Raw genomic sequence first — 19,762 nt, 5'->3', positions numbered from 1 at the left:
ATAAACAATACGGGGTTCATTCTTAATCGCTGGGTTTGCGTATTTTAAGGAAGTCCGCAAAATCTTTTGGATTTTGCTCTGGACAGGAAAAAATAAATCAAAACAAAAAGATTTTGCTATGTGCGTGGCGGAAAGCAAACGCTAATTTGCTCCCGTACTGTTCATAGCTCCATCGTTGTACATAATGCCAAAAAAAATGAAATTTATATTCTTATTGACATTAATTTTATTTAATATTTCTTGTAAAGAGAGTCCTAAAACCAAAAACTCTAATTTAAAAATAGATGTGATTTCTAAAAAAACTGCACCTATTATTGATGATAAATTAGACTTTAATAAAGACACTATTATAAATAGCTATGACGAACTCGCTAATACTCAAAATAGAGAGAAATATACTGTTTCGGAATATAATACTGATGATAAAGAAATAGAAAACATAAAGCGTCCTAGTAAATCAATCGTTCGAAATCTTGAAATTGATACAACTAATGCTTTTGGAATTTGGACTTTAGACCCAGACGGCCCACACGCTGATTTTTTACTTGACAAAAACTCTTTTTATATCGTTGATTATGATGGTGATGGTGCAATGCCATATATTTTAGATAAAAATGAGATTACTGTATTTTATAATGACTTTATTCAAAAAGGAATCATTAACTCTTCAAATAAGGACACTCTGAAAATTAAATGGAAAGATTATAAAGAGGAAACTACTTATGTGAAATTCCCACAGTAAAACACTATGTACAACACTATATATAGCAAATAGGGCGGCTTATTGTTTATTCGAAAAGCCTTTGTTTGTTTGCTAGGTCGCCAAATCTTTTGATTTGGCTTTATGATAAAAAAGATAAATCAAAATACAAAAGTTTGGCTTAGTGCTTAACCGAAAGTAACTATTTATTTTCTGCCCTAAATGCCATATATTTAACGTTGTAAGTAATTTTGACCCGTCCTGAAATATGTATACAAAACACTTCAAGTATATGTATAAAAATGATGGATATGTAAAACGCTATAGTGAGAGCTTTAAGCTCAAAGTCTTGGCAGAACTTACCAAAGGAAACCATTCCAAAAGACAAATTGCATTAACTTACGGTATACAATCCAGTACTATAAATGTATGGATCAAAAAGTATGATCGTAAAGATTTAATGAACACCCGTGTAACCGTGCAAACAGACGATGAACTTTCCCGTATCAAAGCCCTTCAAAAAGAGCTGAAACAACTTAAGGACCTTCTTATTAAAAAGGACCTAGACAAACTGGTGACCGACAGCTATCTTGAGGTAGCCGCCGAAAACCTGGGCTATAGAGATGTTGAAGAATTAAAAAAAAACTTAAACATAAAGCCTTGATGAAAGTAGCACCGATAAACCGTAATGAAAGGCTGTATTCGATTGGTACTATCTGTAATGCCTTTGATATGAAAAGAGATGCCTATTACAAATTCCAAAAACGTTTTGTTATCAAAAAACAGATAGAACAAGATGTACTCGAACTTGTTCGAAAAAGCAGAAGAACACTACCTCGAGAAGGTACCAGAAAACTCATGAGATCATTAAAAGATGAGTTTCATAAGTACCACCTTAAAGTAGGTAGAGACCAGCTGTTCCGTATCTTAAGAGAAAATCGATTGCTCATTAGAAGAAAGAAGTACTCCTCTAGAACCACCAATTCATATCACCGGTTTTACAAGTATGGTAATATTATAAAAGACTTGAAAATCAATAGACCTAATCAGGTTTGGGCATCCGATATTACCTATATCAGAACCATAAAAGGATTCTGTTACCTAGCATTGATTACAGACATGTATTCCCGTAAAATCGTTGGATACGACCTAAGTGATAGCCTAGAGCTAAAAGGGTGTGTCAGAGCTTTAAATAAGGCTATTTACAATGCTAAGAACATTGATCACCTTATTCATCACTCGGACAGAGGTATTCAATATTGCAGTAACGTCTATACCCAAATACTAAAAAGAAAGAAAATTAAAATCAGTATGACAGAAGAAAATCACTGCTATGAAAACGCCCTAGCCGAAAGGGTCAATGGTATTCTAAAAGATGAATTCTATCTTGATCAAACATTTACCAGTGTGGTCCATGCTAAAAAAGCAGCCAAAAATGCAATCAAATTATACAACTCAAAAAGATTACATTTATCTTTAGATTATAAAACACCTAATTACGTGCATCAATATGCCGCTTAAAACTAATATTAATCTGTAGCCGTATTTTAGGACGTGACATAGTTTAAAACATATTTTTCTGAGCTATAAAATGGGTAACGAAACTTTCATATCTGATTACTTTAGTATATGAACACTCGAAGTTTTTAGCTTTCATAGAAGTCTGAGTGTTATTATAAAATGAACTTTATTCGAAAAAAAATAAAAACTCTTTAACCATGCGAAATATATTGCGAACTCATTTCTTTTTTCTTTTGCTATTTCTAGTGTCAAATACAATTTTATCTCAACAAGGTGAATATATTGTTGGTAAGCTAATGGATTCCGAAACACAGGAATCTATCGCCTTTGCTAGCATTCGAATAAAGGATCGAGCATTAGGAATTATTTCAAATATCGATGGAAGTTTTAAAATTCCTTTAAAGTATAAAGAGTACGGTGATATTATTGAAATATCATCTATGGAATATCAGACAAAAGAAATAATTATTCATGATTTTTCAATCTACGAGTTGAACGATGTGATACTGCAAGCATCGACATTGGAACTAGAAGAAGCCGTAGTAATCGCAGAAAAGAAAAATAAACTTACGGCAAGAAAAATAGTGCGCAGAGCCCTTAGGTTGATACCTGAAAATTACCCAGTCGAATCTTTTTCTACAGTAGGTTATTATCGTGATTACCAATTAGACAATTTGCGATATATAAATCTAAATGAAGCTATATTGGAAGTATTTGATGAAGGCTTTGATGCCATTGATTCCGCTACGACTAAAGTTAAGATTTTCGACTATCTAGAGAATAATGATTTTAAACGGGATACTCTGACATCGCGGTCGTACGACTATCAATTCAAAGAGGGTCGCAAGGTTATCGACAAGGCTTTTTTGGCGTCCTATGGCGGTAATGAATTTACCATTTTAAAGGTTCATGATGCTATACGCAATTATAAAATCGATTCTTACTCTTTCGTACATCGCCTTAAATCTGACTTACTCTCTGAACACAAGTTCAAAAAAGAGTCTGACACCTATCTTGATGACGAACCTCTCTATACCATTAAGTTCAACAAACTACTTTCGGGCTACAGTGCGTATGGCACCATGTACATATCAAAAAGAAATTTTGAAATCTATAAGATGGAGTACGCAGTATACGACCGTAAAAAAACTTTGCCGAACGGTATTTCCAACAGGCATAAAACAAATAACCAACAGGTTTTTGAGATTATCACGGAATACCGCCCTAAAAATGACAGAATGTACCTCAATTATATTTCTTTTCATAACACATTTAAAATCTGGGAGCCCCCTAAGTTTGTACTGGACTCAACAGATGTAGATATCGTTCAACGATGTTTTGCTATGTCCTTTAATCGACCTCCTGACTTACAGGGTGCTATAAACGGGGATAACTATATTCTGAAATACAAGGGGGAAAAAATAGGATTTAAGGAGATTGTGTATGATGATACTGACAAAAGCAGAAAAACTATACTCTTATACCCCAAGATGAAGTCTAACAAGGCGAAAGAAATGTTCAGGTCAATAGCTATTGCTGCCAGTAAAGGGACCATCGACTCATTGTTTTTTAGCTCGAAAGTGTACAATATGTATGATGTGGACGGTAATTTGATTAACGAGTGGACTTCTAAGGACTACGATCAATTTCGGGAATTTTTTGTACAAGAAGTAAAACCGAACGTAAATAGTCGAATGGATAGTCTATTTATGGACAAGCAAAGGCCTATTTTCAAAGACCAACCCATCATTAAACCTAATAATTTCGATGATTACTGGATGAATACACCACTTAAGAATATTATTAAATAAAAACTATTCGAAGACTGATACCAATCTTTACGCAAATGGACTTCACCTAGATAGGTTTCGTAAGGTGCCAATTTTCGTAATCGAAACGTAAGCTTAATTGAATCGTTGTGCAATCGTTGGTTAAGCTGTGTAAAGTGCCCTATGATTACTCTTGCGGGTCACGACTTTTGCTGACAAAACCTAAACGCAATGCGGAGTTTTGGGTATAACCGAAAGGTCTGTGTATATTTATAAAGTCGCAAAATCTTATGGATTTAGCTTTGGAAAAGAAAAACTAAACCACCCTGCACTAGAAGTGCAGGGGTTTGTTTACTAAGGACTAAAGTCCTTAACGTTCCAATACCGCGTTAAATCTTTGTAATTGCTTGTGAATTATAATCCTGAAGCGCTAGATTTTTTCGTATCACTAAAGTACTGCAATAAATTGCAGGGTTTTAGACCCTAATTTGAGACCAATAAAACAAAACAAAAAGTTTTTGCTACGGGGCGTGGCGCAACGGGAATTGCATTCCCGCTCCCCCACTACGTATAGGTACTGTGTTAAAAAACAAGTTTTTTCTTTAATAATTTAGGAAACAGGTTGATTTATCAAACTGTTATCCCGCGCAACAAGAGCTTCATGCTTTTGCTGCTTTTTTATTTCAAATTTAGCATCATAGACTTCTTCATTCTTCCATAAGGTGTACATTAAAATCAATAGTTTTCTCTGCTCCACTACAAGTGCTACTAAGGGCTTTGCCTTGTTCGGCTTCAGTCTATTGTAGAACTGTTTCAAAGTTGGGTTACAGCGTACACAGGTCATCGAAGGCATGTGCAATACCGCCCTTATATGGCTGTTCCCTTTTTTACTAATTCTGGTCTTTCCCTTGAAGTTCCCCGATTCCCTCAATACCACATCATAACCGGCGTAGTTCGCCAACTGCTTGGCATTGACTATCGATTCGAAGCCTAAAGTTTCTCCAATAATCGTAGCTGCCGATATAAACGATACACCAGGGATGCTTATCAAATAATCAAGCTTCCTTTTCAATACTTCCTTTTCAATACTTCATTTTTAGAGATCAGCATTCGCATCTCTTCTTCGACTGCCGCTATCTGGGTATTGAGAAGCTTTAACCTGATCTTATGCCTTTTTAATGCCCTTGCATTGCTATGAACGCTCGATGCGATAGTGACTTGTCGATTGGTCTCCATCGTTCTAACGTTCAGCAATGAACTGCGTTCCCTGCTCAGCCCTTTTAGCTCCTGCAACTCCTCACTGGGCGGGTGCCAAAGACGGATGTTTCTTTCTAGACCAAGCATACTGAGCATTCTACTGTCAAGTGCATCCGTTTTTGAACGTTGGTCCAAACTCTGTGCGTACCGCTTTACACGACCCGATTGCATTATACAAACGCTATATCCCTGTTCGTATAGATAATGCGCAATACCTTGATGATATACTCCGGTAGCTTCCATCACCACCAATAGCAACACCTCACTATCAACTGATGCTTTCAACCATTTTAAGAGTACCTTATAACCCTTTAGATCATTTGAAACATCGGGATGGGAGTCGAACTCCTTCACCAGCTTTTCATTTAGAACACCTAGTGATAATGACAAGTTCAATTTAGAAACATCGATACCCAGACTCTATTTTAAATACTTTTCCATTTCTTCGGTTTTTTAAGCTGTAATTCTCTTTATCATCTTTGCTCGCACTTGATTCGATCTCTATCTAAAGGACCTAGGTACTGTTCAGATTCCAAGAAAATAATAGAAGGGCGGGGTTTCTATGAAACGATATCACTTTACAATGTATCAAGCCGAGAACTCTCTGTCCCTCCTATTTTAGCTTTTGTTTGTATCCAAGCTACTATTTTTATAAAAGTAGTAGCTTAAGGAGAGTAGTTAATCTATGCAACGATATCAATAAAATTGTATCTAGCTCAGCCTCTAAATCTCTCTCATTTATTGTCTCCTTGATTGATAAAAAAATGTTATCTTCAAACTAATAACCAAACATACGAGCTAAACCGTTAGGTATAATTAGATAGAGATAAATTTGAGGATCTGGATATACTCAATCTTAACTTGTTAAAATCTATCTATATTTAGATCACTATGAGAATAAAAGTTCGCTTAACACTATTAAATTTCCTTCAGTTTTTTATCTGGGGAGCCTGGTTAATAACAATTGCGAACTATTGGTTTGGAAACAAAGGCTGGTCGCCACAAGAATTTGGTGCTGTCTTCTCAACATTGGGAATCTCATCTTTGTTTATGCCTACCCTTTCGGGGATAATCGCAGATAGGTGGCTTAACGCAGAAAAATTGTATGGAATACTTCATTTATTCGGAGGTGTAGCAATGCTATATTTACCGCAAGTTGACGATCCTACCTTATTTATTACAGTTATTTTACTGGCTATGATTTGCTATATGCCAACCATTGCTTTAATGAATTCAATTTCGTACACTATTCTAAAAAACAGCAAGTATGATGTTATCAAGGAATTTCCTCCTATTCGCGTTTGGGGAACCATTGGATTCATCGCAGCAATGTGGTTTACTAATTTAACAGGTTCGAAAGCATCAGCTAACCAATTTTATATTTCAGCAGTTGCATCATTCATTTTGGCGGTTTATTCATTTACAATGCCACAATGTAAACCTCAAAACCAAGGAAAAAAAGGTGCTACACTTATTGAAATGCTTGGTTTGAACGCTTTCAAGTTGTTCAAAAATTACAAAATGGCCCTATTCTTTATTTTTTCAATGTTATTGGGAGCAGCTTTGCAATTGACTAACATGTATGGAGATAGATTCTTATCAGAATTTGAAAAAGTACCACAATATGTTGATTCGTTCGTAGTAAAGTATTCAACAATTATCATGTCAATATCGCAAATCTCTGAAGCGTTATTCATACTAGCAATTCCATTCTTTTTAAAGAAATTTGGCATCAAAAAAGTCATGTTAATCAGTATGATTGCCTGGGTATTACGATTTGCCCTATTTGCTTATGGAGATCCTTCTGGAGGAGGACTATGGATGATTATTCTATCATGTATCATTTACGGTATGGCTTTTGACTTTTTTAATATTTCAGGCTCTCTGTTTGTTGAAACACAATGTGATTCTAATATCAGATCAAGTGCCCAAGGTCTATTCATGATGATGACCAATGGATTTGGAGCCATAGTAGGATCATGGGTAAGTGGAATCATTATCGGAAATTTTTTCACAAGTAATGAGGGCGACTTTATTTGGATGGATATTTGGAATTCTTTTGCTATTTATTCATTAATTATAGCCATATTCTTTGCGTTTCTGTTCAAACACAAGCACAATCCTGAAGATATTGGAAAAATAAACCATTAAGGATTTCCAAATTATAGACATGCATAAATTCAAACTTTTATTGACCACGAGTCAAGTTCCGAAGAATTACCACCAGATGCTAAAAATGGAATTAATTTATTTCAAGATCTTGACAATCAAAATCAATTATTCCATGACAAAGAAATTCTGACCAGTTATCCAAATTAGATGGAGAGGATATCTAATTGAGATTTAAACATTAAAATTCATCGGACTTCATCTCATGCAAAAATTTACAATAACTTAAGCCTACTTAGTTTAATCAATGACAACATAAGTAAATCCCAAAAATATTTAGAGTTAACAAGAAATACGCTCCATTTTATGAAAATGTATGGATCGAAAATCAATTGTACTTAGAATGGTATAAGGGAGATGAAAATGAACCTAATGGAATAGTCAAAAAATTGCCACTAGATTAAGGTGCTATGTAAAAACCACCTTTCAAAGAACCAATACATTAATCTTTTAAGAAGAAAAATAATTCTTAATTTTATTAAATAAAGAATAAACTATACCTAACAAAGAACTGGGGTAAAAAATCGCTAAATTAGTGCTTAAACAAAGATCGTTGCTTTTTTGTTACGTCTGATTTTCCTACGGAAAATCCTCGCTCACAAAAACGTAACTTTTCATACACAAACACGTTAGCAACAAGCTTAAAAAAGTGAGTGACCATTATATATCAATAGTTTCAGAAAAAACTAATCCGAGGGATTCTCAAGAATTGGCGGAAAGAATTGTTAGCTATTTAGCGGAAAAGAAAATTATTCAAAAAGAACTATCAGATTGTGTTTTAGGTTCTACTGGTCACAAACCCGCAGAAAATTTTGGTTCAGTTCTTGAAAAACAATACGAAGGATTTTTGGACTCAAAAGTAAATGGAGTCGAAATAATAACTGAAAGAAGAGTTTTCCATAACAGTGGAAATGGACTTGAAGGTGTTCACTGCCCTAATTGTGGACAAAACCAAATTGAGGAAGATTGGGGAAATGCATTGGATAATTGGTACGAGAAATTAAAATCAGACTTAGTAAAATGCTCTAATTGCTCATCCGAAAACTCAATAACTAAGTTCAATTTTGAGCCAAATTGGGGATTTGGGGATTTCGGGCTTATTTTTTGGAATTGGGGTAAATTCAAAAGTCATTTTTTTACCGATTTAGAAAAGATCATCGGAATGGAATTGAAAGTTGTTTACGGCAAACTCTGACGAAATAGCTAGTTGCTAACAAAACCTAGGAAGTAATACGGGGTATGGTGATTAATTTAATGTTTTATGTATATTTACTATGTCAGCAAAATCTTTCTGATTTTGCTCTGGAAACTAAAAATAAACCAAAACCAGCCTCGCCGGCAGGCAGGCAAAACAAAAAGCTTTTGTGACGTGCTAAGGCGGAAACAAATAGGCTTCCTTGCCTCCGATCTACACTAAAATCAAATGTTGTTATAGGTAATTTCAAAAGGAGCTTATAAAAAAATTTCTCATAAATTGATCCTGTAAAGAAAATAACTCCATTTGAATTTATTTTAGTTAGATTTAATGGTAGAAAAAATAAAGAAGTCTTTAGAAGAATAAAAAAAAATGTAGATTTTACAAGGCGCCTTTAGGAAGAAGTGAATCAATAGGTATTTTTGCCATTGTTTTGTTCAACATGTAACATTGAAATTACCGTACAGCTCAACCATGGTATAATTATTGTCTTGAATACACAGCATATTACCCTCTATTTCAAAGCTTCTTAACACTAACTAATTAACTAAAAAAAACCATTATATTTTATGCAGAACATAAGAATAGCATCTAAACTACTACTCCTTTTTCTAGCTTTAAATGTATTTTCATATAAAGCCACTGCTCAAGAAACTGAAACTGAAAATCCTACTCCTGAATATGATTTTTCAGAGATAGAAAAATCCCCTTTTCCAGAGCCTATTGGAATTATAAATGACTACGGACAAGTTTTTACCGAATCGCAACGTTCGGAATTGTACACACTACTTTATGATTATGAAAATGAAACTAATAGACAAATTGTAGTGGTTACTATAGAGCGCTTAACACCTTATGATAATATCCAAGAATACGGAACAGATTTAGGACAAGCTTGGGGAGTTGGCAGTAATGATAAAAATAATGGTATGGTAATAATTATATGTAAGCCTTGCAAACAGATAGGAATTGCAACGGGATCTGGAACTCGAGAGGTTTTAACGGATAGAATTTGTAATGAAATAATTACGAATACCATAGTACCTGAATTTAAGAACGGCAACTTTTATGACGGAATTAAAATTGGATTGAATGAATTAATTACCAACTGGGAATAAATTCGGCAAGAAAATTGACCTTAAAAACAGGTTTAGACTAAAATGAAGACATAGGTATAAATGCAGTATGCTATAGGTTGCTCACTTAGTAATGCATAATTATTCCGGTTTACTTTTCTACTGAAGTACTAGGTAAATAAGACTATTTTAATGCGCTTCTTTTAAATGAGGATGATTACTAATTAGCCCTGTTGGTTGAGTAACTCAACAACCAATGCTTTGGTTAAGGGAGTCCCCTTTGCTTTTTCTCGTAAAACATCAAAAGGATACCTAAACTTACACCCGTTTTGATAATCACTACACCCGTATGCTGTTTTACCTTTAATGACGGTTCCTTTTTTACACAAAGGACAAGGTATAGGGTTAGGGATAGTGTCTGGTTTTGATTTTGTGGCAGACTTCTTTTCTTCTAACTGCAATTCAAATTGCTCGTTAAAACGCAATAAACCTTCTTTAGGACCATTGGTTGTTTTAAAGCCTTTGAGGTTTACAGTACATCCTTTTTCTAATAAACGCAAATATTGTTTCTCAGATATTTTTTTCTCTTGGAAAGTAAAAGGGAGCACTAAGGCACATCCTGCTTTGTAAGCGCTGCATCCGTAAGCCGTTTTTCCTTTTAAAAGCGTTCCTTTTTTACATTTAGGGCAGGATTTTCCATGTACTACTCCTTTTTTATTTTCTTTTATCAACTTTGGCACTACTGCAGTGGTGGTATGGGAAATTTTAGTATGCCTTTTTTCGAGGCGGACTTCATACACCAAATCATCTATCATTTGTTTCATATTATTGATAAAAACACCTGCATGAAAACTTCCATTTTCAATCTCTTTCAATTGTTTTTCCCATAAACCTGTAAGCTCGGCCGAGGTTAACAATTTGTTTTTTATAGTACCAATAAGCTGTATTCCTGTTTGCGTAGGTAATAGTTGCTTTTTATTCCGTTCAATATATTTTCTTCTAAATAGTGTTTCTATAATATTAGCCCTAGTTGAAGGTCTACCTATACCGTTTTCCTTCATCAATTCTCTCATTTCATCATCGTCTACTTGCTTACCTGCTGTTTCCATAGCACGCAATAAAGTAGCTTCTGTAAATTGATTTGGTGGCTTTGTTTCTTTTTCTAAAAAAGAAGGTTCATGTGGTCCCTTCTCCCCTTTTATAAAAGAAGGTAATATTCCTTTTTCACTTGTAGTTTTTGCTTCTGGGTTTTCAAAGACAAGCCTCCACCCTTTTTCTAAAATTTCTTTTCCGGTTGTTTTAAATGTTACGGTATCTACATTTCCTAATACCGTTGTGTTAGATACTGTACAATCGGGATAAAAAACACCTATAAAACGTTTGGTAATAATATCATACACCTTTTGTTGGTTCTGCTGCAAATTCATTTGTACCCCTGTTGGAATAATAGCATGGTGGTCCGTTACTTTCTTGTCATTAAATACTTTAGCAGACTTTTTTATCTTCCCTCCTAAAATAGGCTCAGTAAGCTTTTGATATTTTGTTAATTTTTGTAAAATCCCTGGGACTTTAGGGTAAACATCATTCGGTAAAAATGTTGTATCCACCCTAGGATAAGTTACGACCTTTTGTTCGTATAACTTCTGAACCATTTTTAAGGTTTCATCTGCCGAAAAGCCAAATTTAGTATTACAATATACCTGCAACCCTGTAAGATCAAAAAGTTTAGGGGCATATTCCTTTCCCTTTTTCTTGGTTATGGATACGATTTCAAAATCGCTCTCTTTTACTTGTTTAGCAAAAGCTTCTCCCTCTTCTTTTTTTAAAAATCGTCCTTTTTCACAGTTAAATAAGGTATCTCGATACAACGTCTGTAACTCCCAATAAGGTTCAGGCTTAAAGTTTTCAATTTCCTTATAGCGGTTAACAATCATTGCCAATGTAGGGGTTTGCACCCTACCTACGGATAACATTTGCTTATAGCCACCGTGTTTAACGGTATATAAACGTGTAGCATTCATTCCCAAAAGCCAATCGCCAATAGCTCTAGAAAATCCTGCGTAATATAAATTGTCGTATTTGGAGGAAGGTTGTAATTTTTTAAAACCTTCTTTTATGGCTTCAGTGGTTAAGGAGGAAATCCATAAACGTTGTACTTCCCCTTTATAAGCTGCTTGGTCTATGACCCAACGTTGTATTAATTCTCCCTCTTGCCCAGCATCACCACAATTGATTACTAAAGTAGCTTTGTCAAATAACTTTTTTACAATATTAAATTGCTTTTGAATCCCTGCGTTGTCCACTACTTTTGTTCTAAACTTATCTGGTAACATTGGAAGGTTATTAAGGTCCCAACTTTTCCAATGTGGTTTATAATCATTAGGCTCAAATAGTGTACACAAATGACCAAATGTATAAGTTACGGCATAACCATTACCTTCATAATAGCCATCACATTTTACATTTGCTCCTAAAACGGCAGCAATTTCACGGGCAACACTTGGCTTTTCGGCGATACATACTTTCATTACAGAAACAAAAATAGTTAAAATACATTGATCATCGAACGCAAATGAAAACCAGAAACTACGATGGAGTTGATTCGTATATAGAATCGCTACAGTTTAAAAAGAAGAGTGCATTCGGTTTTAGAAAATAAAAAGTTTCCACCATCATCATTTCTAGTGTTTTATGTGCAGTAAAGGAAACTAGAAAGGGTGCCGAAAACCGATTGCAACACGAAAAACTTCTCTATAGTATTTGTTTTTTCTCTTACGTTCCAAAATAATTCAGTCCAAGTGACAATGCGCTTAATATAGAAATACCGATGCCCGTTCCTATGATTACGGTTATAGACTTCTCTTCAGGTAAACAATAGCTAGATTCCGGCTTAACCATAAGGCATCCGCATTAGTGAAAAGCCCATCTAATTTTTTAATGTGGCTTCAGGTCATGTTACTATATTGTAGCTGTTTTATATACCTGTCCTATAAAACAGGTTTCTATTGATGCAACTTTTTAATAATACGCGTATACTTTTTAAGGTATTTGTAATGAAGTTTATCGTTAAATACTAATGTGCTAAAAAATACACATCAATACGGTTTACATTTTAATATGCTTACTTTTAAGAGAAATTATCTAACCCATGAAATACATAATAATCTTTCTTATTACGCTACTTACCTTGGCATCATGTAAAAAAACAAGTGCTCCAGAAAAAAAAATTATTGAAATCACAGGTATAGACACCACATTAAAGCCTGGCGATAACTTTTATCGTTATGCAAATGGGAAATGGTACGATTCTATACCCATACCCGCTTCTCAAGCAGGAGTTGGCGCCTATATGTTTATGAATTATCCTCAGCGCTTGCGTCTACAGGGAATATTGGATAGTGTTTCAAAAGAGCTACATCCAGAAGGAAGTATAGAGCAAAAGGTTGGTGATTTTTATGCGTCAGGTATGGATACTGTCACCATTGAAAAACGAGGTTATAATCCCATTCAACCCATACTAACCTCTATTGAAACTATTAGTGATCTACCGTCTTTAATGGCATTTGTAGCAAATCAAATTAAAGTTGGTAACAGTTCTATTATGGCCTTTGGTGTGGGACCCGATGATAAAAATAGCAGCATGAATATTGCGCACGCCTACCAAACAGGTCTTGGTTTACCCGATAGGGATTATTACTTCAAATCAGATTCATCAACGGTCGCTATACAAGAAGCTTATAAGACATACCTTGCCACATTATTTGAACTTACAGGCAGCAATGCTGAAACGGCAAAAAATGATGCCGATATGGTTTACGCTATAGACAAGCAACTTGCCGAATCGCATAGAACAAGAGTAGAACGCCGCGATGTGATTGCTAATTACAATAAAATGGCCATAGCAGATCTTGAAAAATCGCAACCTAATATTGGTTGGGACAATTTCCTTCAACATTTAGGCGCTGAAACAGATTCTATAGATGTTGGGCAACCTGCCTACTATAATAAACTTAATGAGCATTTAAATGCTACTCCTATCCATAACTGGAAATTGTATTTAAAAGCAAATGCTATAGACAAATATGCGTCTGACTTAAGCAAACCTTTTGTTGATGCTACTTTTACGTTTACTAAAGTTATCTCTGGCCAAGCCGTGCAAAAATCTCGTGGTGAAATAATGGCAAGTGCGGTTGACAATTATCTAGGTGAAGCCTTAGGACAACTATATGTGAAAAAATATTTTCCTGAGGATGCTAAAAAACGAATGTTAGATTTGGTGAATAACATACAAAAAGCATACGCTGTACGAATAGATAACCTGGAATGGATGAGTGATGGCACAAAAATAAAAGCAAAAGAAAAATTGTTTGCTATGACTAAGAAGATAGGCTATCCTGACAAATGGAAAGATTACAGCGCAGTGCATATCGCTAGAGATACCTATTTTGAAAATAGTACATCTGCCGCTGCAGCCTCATATCAACGCGAACTTGCAAAATTGGGCAAGCCCGTAGATAAATCAGAATGGTATACAACACCATCAACCGTTACAGCCTACAATAATCCTTCTGCAAATGAAATTGTCTTTCCGGCTGGTATACTACAGTCGCCTTATTTTGATAATGAGGCAGATGATGCCCTTAACTACGGGGGAATCGGGATGGTAATAGGACATGAAATAACACATACGTTTGATGACCAAGGTGCACAATATGACAAAGATGGCAACGTAAAAAATTGGTGGACTAAAGACGATTATTCAAAGTTTAAGTCAAGAATACAACAAGTAATTGATCAGTACAGCACGTTTACTGTTTTGGACAGTTTACCTATTAAGGGTGCCATGACTGTTGGAGAAAACACTGCCGATATTGCCGGAATAGCTGTAGCGTATGATGCTTTTAAAATGACACAAGAAGGACAGGATTCCACAAAAATTGGCAAGTTCACTCCAGACCAGCGTTTCTTTTTGTCTATTGCTAGAATTTGGAAAGTAAAAATGAAAGAAGAGTTTCTTCGTTTATGGATCAATAACAACCCACACTCCCCACCTATTTGGCGTGTGAATGGACCTTTAATGAATACCACTCCTTTTTACAATGCATTTGATGTAAATCTTGGTGATAAAATGTTTCTTCCTGAAGAGGACAGAATTACTATTTGGTAAAGTAATAATCTCTTAAAAAGTATAAAAACTAGTAAATTCATCCCATTAAAACATAGCGCTGTACCTTGACCACCCAAAATACTTAAGAGAATCAAGGTACAGAATATGCTACAGTTTGTAGAGAAGGGTACACTAGGGCACTAATTTAACTAGAAAAATGGTATCCTTTTTTATCTTCCGAAAGCAATAGAAGCTGCGATTGGTAGCGCCGAACATTTGGAAATTGCTTCCTAATTACGTTAAAGTGATACCGCTGTGCATATGCTGGGCACCAAATCGAATGAGATACCATCTAAGACACTCGATGCCCTAAGAAGCCAAAGACTATTGAAGTCCGCTAGTTAAACGTTTTAATTAAACTAAGTCAACAATTAAGGATAACGAAAGGCCATGTTGAAGCGGAAGATTTAAAAAAGTTTTAGGATATCGGGTTGAAGCGAAAAAATGTTTCACTAAATATAATGAATGACGAGTTAGAAACTTTTGGGGTCTGTAAAAAAAATTCCCGATGAAAACATTTTCAAGAAAACAAGCTCTTGTAGTACCTTAAATAGCTCTTAGACCTTTTTGGAAGACTAGTTATTTTATTTTTAATTTTCTTACAAATATACCCTACATGCTTCTTCACAATCAGCAGATAGGATTAGAGTATTTTCTATTTTCTATAAAAAAAAGAAAATCATCTTTAAATAATTCAGCCTCAACATCTTTTAATCGATAAAAAAAGCACTTCATCGATTAAATAAGAAGTATACAGAAAATACTCACGAGTATTGCAATTGTTTAATTTCTCACAAAATTTTATATTAGACATATAATTCGTAAGAAATTACTTAAAATATTATCAACTAATTATTTTAATGACACAAATCGCTAATTGTATTCGTTCAACTCCCCCTAAAAACCTTTGTGTTTGTAGTTGTACTAAAAAATATTCCATAAAAAGATAAGTTTATGGCCCAAATTATTGCTTATCTAATACGGTTACTCATTCTTTTTTTTATTTAAATATGCAATGATTGCAATCTCATAAAATTACAAGGAGCACATTAAACTCGACTAATTATATTATTAAATACGGACAAACCAATTACTAAAAAAAAAATTCATGTAAAAAATTTGATTACGACATAACACAATACATCAACCACCTTTCAACCCAACTCACTTAATGAAATTTTTTAAAAAAATGGATAAAGTTCTAGCCGCATTTGGTAATGTGCGTGCTTTAGAACGAAATCATGTAGATACTATTACAGAAAAATCAATACAAAACATACCCGGTATTAAAATAGCAGAGTCAAGCGATGGCCAAATTTGGACAAGCTCTCAAAATTTAGCCGGATACTACTTTTTAAACACTACCGTGCTTTCTCATAGTAATATTAAAACCACAAAAGGTAGTAAACTAATGTTTTGTGATGGACAAAGTATTTTTATGATTAGCTCTGATAATGATGAAATACAATCAGATTTTTCCAACATATCAAAATGTTGGATTACCAAAATAAGCTATATCATTAATAAAGAGCAGCTCAAAAACATCAAAAAAAATAACATTAAGAAAATTAAGTTATGCTACAAAAAGAAAACGCTCGTTTTTTTTGGTAACCTTCATAATAAGGATTTATCTGTACTAACCCCACGTCTCATTCAATAAAATCCTTCCTATGACTAGAGAAGAGCACTTAGTTTTTTTTGCAAAAAATGCACCAACCGCAGCTTAGATATGCAACAAGGAATGCTTTGTAACCTTACCGGTTTAAAAGCAGATTTTGCTCCTACATGTTCAAGTTATATTCTAGATACTAGTATTGAAGAGCGCTTAAATGACGAAGAGCATTTACAGCGGGAAGATATTATAACATTGGTTTCGGATGAAAATCTAGCGAAAATAAAAGCGGAACAAAATTTACCAGCAGCTATCTTTGGTGGATTTTGTGCGGGAATAATAGGTGCTTTATTATGGGCTATCATCACTACTGCTACCGGATATCAAATTGGCTTTATGGCCATAGGTATTGGTGCTTTGGTAGGTCTTGCCACAGTATATTTTGGCAAAGGAATTGATCTGAAATTTGGATTATTAGGTGGTGGAATAGCTTTATTAAGTTGTGCTCTCGGAAACTTCTTTAGTATTATTGGGGCAATTGCTACTTATGAAGAGTTAGGTTATTTAGAAACATTAGTCCTTTTTGACTATGCGCAAGCAATTCCAATCATGTCGGAAACTTTCAGTCCTATTGATGTATTATTTTATGCGATAGCTACTTTTGAAGGCTATAAGTACGCATTTAGAAAGCTTACTGAAAAAGAACTTTTTCAGCGCAACAAATAACCCAATCCCTTGAGAAATTAACGCAAAACCTATTGTGTTAACATCGCTTGTTTCTAAGCTAGTATGTTTTTCTATATCACTCTACCTTAGAGCAATATAAAAAAAAAGCTTATGAAATTTAATATAGAAGGAAAAATAGCACTGATTACAGGTGCAGATTCAGGAATAGGAAAATCTACCGCTAGTTTTCTAGTCGATGAAGGAGTTACCATCATACTATCCGATAGAGATCAAGAGGCGTTAGATGATACTATCAAAGAATTAAAAGAAACTCGAAAGGACGCTAAAATATTTGGAATTACTGCAGATATTACTAAAAATGAAGAAGTTAAAGCCTTAGCCAAAAAAATTGAAGATGATTTTGGAGGGGCGCATATCGTAGTCAATGCTGCAGGGGCAAGAGGTGCTGCAGGAGATTTCTTAAGTCTTTCTGATGACGACTGGATGCAAACCATAGAAGTAGATTTAATGGGTGCTGTGCGTATCGCTAGAGCCTTCATTCCGCAAATGCAAGCACTTAATTGGGGTAGAATGATTATGATATCATCAGAAAATGCATACCAACCCTATGAAGAAGAGAGTCCGTACAATGCATGTAAAGCAGGAATCATCAACTTATCTAAATGCTTATCACGTTCTTATTCTAAAGAAAATATATTATTTAATTGTGTATCTCCCGCATATGTAAAAACACCAATGACCGATGCCATGATGGAAGATTTAGCTGAAGAACGTAATTGTTCCATAGAAGAAGCGGTTGAATGGTTCGTAAAAAACAAAAGACCACACATTGCCATGGAACGCAGGGGAAAACCAGAAGAAGTTGGGTCTACCATCGCATTTTTATGTTCTGATCATGCCACGTATATCAACGGAGCAAATATACGCGTGGATGGCGGAGCAGTAGAGTCTGCCTTTTAAGCTATAATTTGTTTTAAAAGAAGTGCTAATTTTTTTGGTGCCTCTAGAGGCACCAAATGACCGATACCTTTTAAAGGAATGGGTGTTGCTTTTTTAAGATAAGGCAACACCTCTTTTTGTATAGCTTCTTCTGTAATAACAGGATCATCCGTAGAAAAAATAACGCTTACCGGAGTCTCTAAATTTTTTACGTGTGTGGCGATAGAATTATTCATTCCCGTGTTTAACCACCATTGCCAAGAAACCTCTGCTATGCGCAATTGCGAGTTTACCGCATAGTCAAAACGTTCTTTTTTCAAGGTCTTGACGGTTCCATTTTTTACTGTTTGTATAGCTTCTGCCCTATCTGGGTGCTTTAGCATACGCTCTTTTTCTTCAGCAGACATGTCTTCTGTTGTAGGAGGAGAAGGTGCAATTAATACAATTTTACGAGGAGGGTTATCTACATTCTGTAGGGCCGCACTTAATGCTAATTTACCTCCCATAGAGTGTCCTACGAGGATATAATCTTTAAGATTTAGTGCAACAATTTCATCATTAATATATTTTGAAAAACTAGAAATAGTAGGAGTTTCTGAAACCGAGGTACCATCGAATCCTGGAAGATTTAAAGGGAAGCATTTAAATTCTTTTTCTAGATGTTTACACACCCATTGCCAACTCCCTGCATCACCACCAAAATAATGAAGAAACACAATTGCTTTTTTAGACGTTGTAAAGGCTGTTGGTTTCTCCATATTGTATGTTTTATTTTTTCTTTTTAAACAGTTTTTTAAAAATTTGAACAAATAGCACCGTTATCGCTCCAAACACTAGTCCTACTACAAATTCTTTTACCATACCCGGAACCATGTTAAAATGATCATGTAGCCAGTGTATGTTGTGAACAAAGATTCCGCCTGCCACCAATAGTAGCGCAATTGTACCCACTACAGCTAGTGTTTTAATCACCCATGGCAAAGCATTTACTAAGAGGTGACCTACCTTATCAGAAAAACTATCCTCTTGTTCATTAAGGTTGATTAATCGCATACCAAATTCATCCATTCTTACAATGAGCGCCACAATACCATAAACTCCTACTGTTGCTAAGATAGCAATGATGGTCACTACCATAATTTGGATAGAAATTTCTTTTTCAGTAACGGTTCCTAATGCGATTATGACAATTTCTACGGAAAGAATAAAATCGGTAACAATGGCTGCTTTCACTCGATCTTTCTCCAATGCAAGAATCTCTTCATTGGTCATATCTATATCTAGATTCTTCTTTTCATGATGTTTCAGCACCCCTAAAAATTCTAGTATTTTTTCAGCCCCTTCATAGGCCAAATAGATGCCTCCTAAAACCAAAATAACAGTAATTGCTGCGGGTAGAAATGCACTTAATAGAAAAGCGAAAGGCAGGATAATTAATTTATTTAAAAATGAGCCTTTAGTAATTGCCCATAATACCGGTATTTCTCTGTCGGACATAAAGCCCGAAGCTTTTTCTGCATTTACGGCCAAATCATCGCCTAAAATGCCTGCTGTTTTTTTTGTTGCAATTTTACTCATTACAGCAACGTCATCCATTAAAGCTGCGATGTCGTCTAATAATGCAAAAAAACCTGATGCCATAGTTGTCGTGTATAAATTTCAGGTTGCAA

The 19,762-nt window shown here is 34.9% G+C and carries 16 protein-coding genes; 11 read left to right on the top strand and 5 right to left on the bottom strand.

From position 1 onward, the window contains the following. Positions 1-196: 196 nt before the first annotated feature. The 4 genes from GQR94_RS16670 (at position 197) to GQR94_RS16655 (ending at position 4,032) form a co-directional block, all read left to right on the top strand. Positions 197-742 (top strand): hypothetical protein, encoded by a 546-nt coding sequence (locus GQR94_RS16670; RefSeq protein WP_158977201.1) that lies wholly within the window; start codon positions 197-199, stop codon positions 740-742. 250 nt (positions 743-992) lie between these two features. Further along, positions 993-1,364 carry a transposase gene (locus GQR94_RS16665; protein WP_024479941.1) on the top strand — a complete coding sequence of 124 codons (372 nt, stop codon included), beginning with the start codon at positions 993-995 and terminating at the stop codon, positions 1,362-1,364. After that, the gene (locus tag GQR94_RS16660) at positions 1,364-2,221 is read left to right on the top strand and encodes an IS3 family transposase (RefSeq protein ID WP_158977079.1); all 858 of its coding nucleotides are present in this window, start codon (positions 1,364-1,366) and stop codon (positions 2,219-2,221) included. Before GQR94_RS16665 ends, GQR94_RS16660 begins: the two co-directional genes overlap by 1 nt. Before the next feature lie 197 nt (positions 2,222-2,418). Then, complete coding sequence (locus tag GQR94_RS16655) at positions 2,419-4,032, top strand: carboxypeptidase-like regulatory domain-containing protein (protein ID WP_255451525.1); 1,614 nt, start codon at positions 2,419-2,421, stop codon at positions 4,030-4,032. A gap of 568 nt (positions 4,033-4,600) precedes the next feature. Here GQR94_RS16655 and GQR94_RS16650 read toward each other — a convergent pair. Together GQR94_RS16650 and GQR94_RS16645 are read right to left on the bottom strand one after the other, a co-directional pair. After that, on the bottom strand, positions 4,601-5,062 hold the full coding sequence (locus tag GQR94_RS16650; protein ID WP_158977075.1) for a transposase: 462 nt from the start codon (positions 5,060-5,062) through the stop codon (positions 4,601-4,603). Further along, a complete protein-coding gene (locus GQR94_RS16645) occupies positions 5,059-5,658 on the bottom strand; it encodes a transposase (RefSeq protein WP_255451572.1) in 600 nt (199 codons plus the stop codon). Before GQR94_RS16645 ends, GQR94_RS16650 begins: the two co-directional genes overlap by 4 nt. A 480-nt stretch (positions 5,659-6,138) precedes the next feature. Between GQR94_RS16645 and GQR94_RS16640 the strand changes: the two genes are divergently transcribed. From GQR94_RS16640 to GQR94_RS16630, 3 genes are all read left to right on the top strand, one after another. Next, positions 6,139-7,398, top strand: a complete 1,260-nt coding sequence (locus GQR94_RS16640; RefSeq protein ID WP_158977071.1) for a nucleoside permease — start codon at positions 6,139-6,141, stop codon at positions 7,396-7,398. A gap of 667 nt (positions 7,399-8,065) precedes the next feature. Next, positions 8,066-8,611 (top strand): hypothetical protein, encoded by a 546-nt coding sequence (locus GQR94_RS16635; RefSeq protein ID WP_158977069.1) that lies wholly within the window; start codon positions 8,066-8,068, stop codon positions 8,609-8,611. 569 nt (positions 8,612-9,180) lie between these two features. Next, positions 9,181-9,729 (top strand): YgcG family protein, encoded by a 549-nt coding sequence (locus GQR94_RS16630; protein WP_158977067.1) that lies wholly within the window; start codon positions 9,181-9,183, stop codon positions 9,727-9,729. Positions 9,730-9,911: 182 nt separating this feature from the next. Here GQR94_RS16630 and GQR94_RS16625 read toward each other — a convergent pair whose 3' ends face one another. Beyond that, positions 9,912-12,215, bottom strand: coding sequence for a DNA topoisomerase 3 (locus tag GQR94_RS16625; protein ID WP_158977065.1), 2,304 nt, complete (start codon positions 12,213-12,215; stop codon positions 9,912-9,914). A 620-nt stretch (positions 12,216-12,835) separates the two neighbouring features. On the opposite strand from GQR94_RS16625, the gene GQR94_RS16620 reads away from it, so the two are divergent. The 4 genes from GQR94_RS16620 to GQR94_RS16605 all read left to right on the top strand — a co-directional run bounded on the left by GQR94_RS16620 (position 12,836) and on the right by GQR94_RS16605 (position 18,113). Next, a complete protein-coding gene (locus GQR94_RS16620; RefSeq protein ID WP_158977063.1) occupies positions 12,836-14,854 on the top strand; it encodes a M13 family metallopeptidase in 2,019 nt (672 codons plus the stop codon). A gap of 1,189 nt (positions 14,855-16,043) precedes the next feature. Beyond that, positions 16,044-16,514, top strand: coding sequence for a hypothetical protein (locus GQR94_RS16615; protein ID WP_158977061.1), 471 nt, complete (start codon positions 16,044-16,046; stop codon positions 16,512-16,514). A 69-nt stretch (positions 16,515-16,583) separates the two neighbouring features. After that, positions 16,584-17,192, top strand: a complete 609-nt coding sequence (locus GQR94_RS16610) for a hypothetical protein (RefSeq protein WP_233268384.1) — start codon at positions 16,584-16,586, stop codon at positions 17,190-17,192. A gap of 111 nt (positions 17,193-17,303) precedes the next feature. Further along, positions 17,304-18,113: an SDR family NAD(P)-dependent oxidoreductase gene (locus GQR94_RS16605; protein ID WP_158977059.1), complete on the top strand. Its 810-nt coding sequence runs from the start codon at positions 17,304-17,306 to the stop codon at positions 18,111-18,113. Here the strand turns inward: GQR94_RS16605 and GQR94_RS16600 are convergent. Both GQR94_RS16600 and GQR94_RS16595 read right to left on the bottom strand, forming a co-directional pair. Beyond that, positions 18,110-18,850 carry an alpha/beta fold hydrolase gene (locus tag GQR94_RS16600; RefSeq protein ID WP_158977057.1) on the bottom strand — a complete coding sequence of 247 codons (741 nt, stop codon included), beginning with the start codon at positions 18,848-18,850 and terminating at the stop codon, positions 18,110-18,112. The genes GQR94_RS16605 and GQR94_RS16600 overlap by 4 nt on opposite strands. Before the next feature lie 10 nt (positions 18,851-18,860). Further along, on the bottom strand, positions 18,861-19,733 hold the full coding sequence (locus GQR94_RS16595; protein ID WP_158977055.1) for a DUF808 domain-containing protein: 873 nt from the start codon (positions 19,731-19,733) through the stop codon (positions 18,861-18,863). Between the last annotated feature and the right edge of the window lie 29 nt (positions 19,734-19,762).

The sequence above is a fragment of the Cellulophaga sp. L1A9 genome (assembly GCF_009797025.1).
GTDB lineage: Bacteria > Bacteroidota > Bacteroidia > Flavobacteriales > Flavobacteriaceae > Cellulophaga.
Note: the sequence above shows the minus strand (reverse complement) of the source record. Positions and strands in the feature narration are given on the sequence as shown.

Coding starts and splice junctions, on each gene's coding strand:
- GQR94_RS16595 (WP_158977055.1), bottom strand. CDS start 19,733: ATGGCATCAGGTTTTTTTGCATTATTAGACGACATCGCAGCTTTAATG.
- GQR94_RS16655 (WP_255451525.1), top strand. CDS start 2,419: ATGCGAAATATATTGCGAACTCATTTCTTTTTTCTTTTGCTATTTCTA.
- GQR94_RS16660 (WP_158977079.1), top strand. CDS start 1,364: ATGAAAGTAGCACCGATAAACCGTAATGAAAGGCTGTATTCGATTGGT.
- GQR94_RS16665 (WP_024479941.1), top strand. CDS start 993: ATGTATAAAAATGATGGATATGTAAAACGCTATAGTGAGAGCTTTAAG.
- GQR94_RS16610 (WP_233268384.1), top strand. CDS start 16,584: ATGCAACAAGGAATGCTTTGTAACCTTACCGGTTTAAAAGCAGATTTT.
- GQR94_RS16670 (WP_158977201.1), top strand. CDS start 197: ATGAAATTTATATTCTTATTGACATTAATTTTATTTAATATTTCTTGT.
- GQR94_RS16605 (WP_158977059.1), top strand. CDS start 17,304: ATGAAATTTAATATAGAAGGAAAAATAGCACTGATTACAGGTGCAGAT.
- GQR94_RS16620 (WP_158977063.1), top strand. CDS start 12,836: ATGAAATACATAATAATCTTTCTTATTACGCTACTTACCTTGGCATCA.
- GQR94_RS16600 (WP_158977057.1), bottom strand. CDS start 18,850: ATGGAGAAACCAACAGCCTTTACAACGTCTAAAAAAGCAATTGTGTTT.
- GQR94_RS16625 (WP_158977065.1), bottom strand. CDS start 12,215: ATGAAAGTATGTATCGCCGAAAAGCCAAGTGTTGCCCGTGAAATTGCT.
- GQR94_RS16640 (WP_158977071.1), top strand. CDS start 6,139: ATGAGAATAAAAGTTCGCTTAACACTATTAAATTTCCTTCAGTTTTTT.
- GQR94_RS16615 (WP_158977061.1), top strand. CDS start 16,044: ATGGATAAAGTTCTAGCCGCATTTGGTAATGTGCGTGCTTTAGAACGA.
- GQR94_RS16630 (WP_158977067.1), top strand. CDS start 9,181: ATGCAGAACATAAGAATAGCATCTAAACTACTACTCCTTTTTCTAGCT.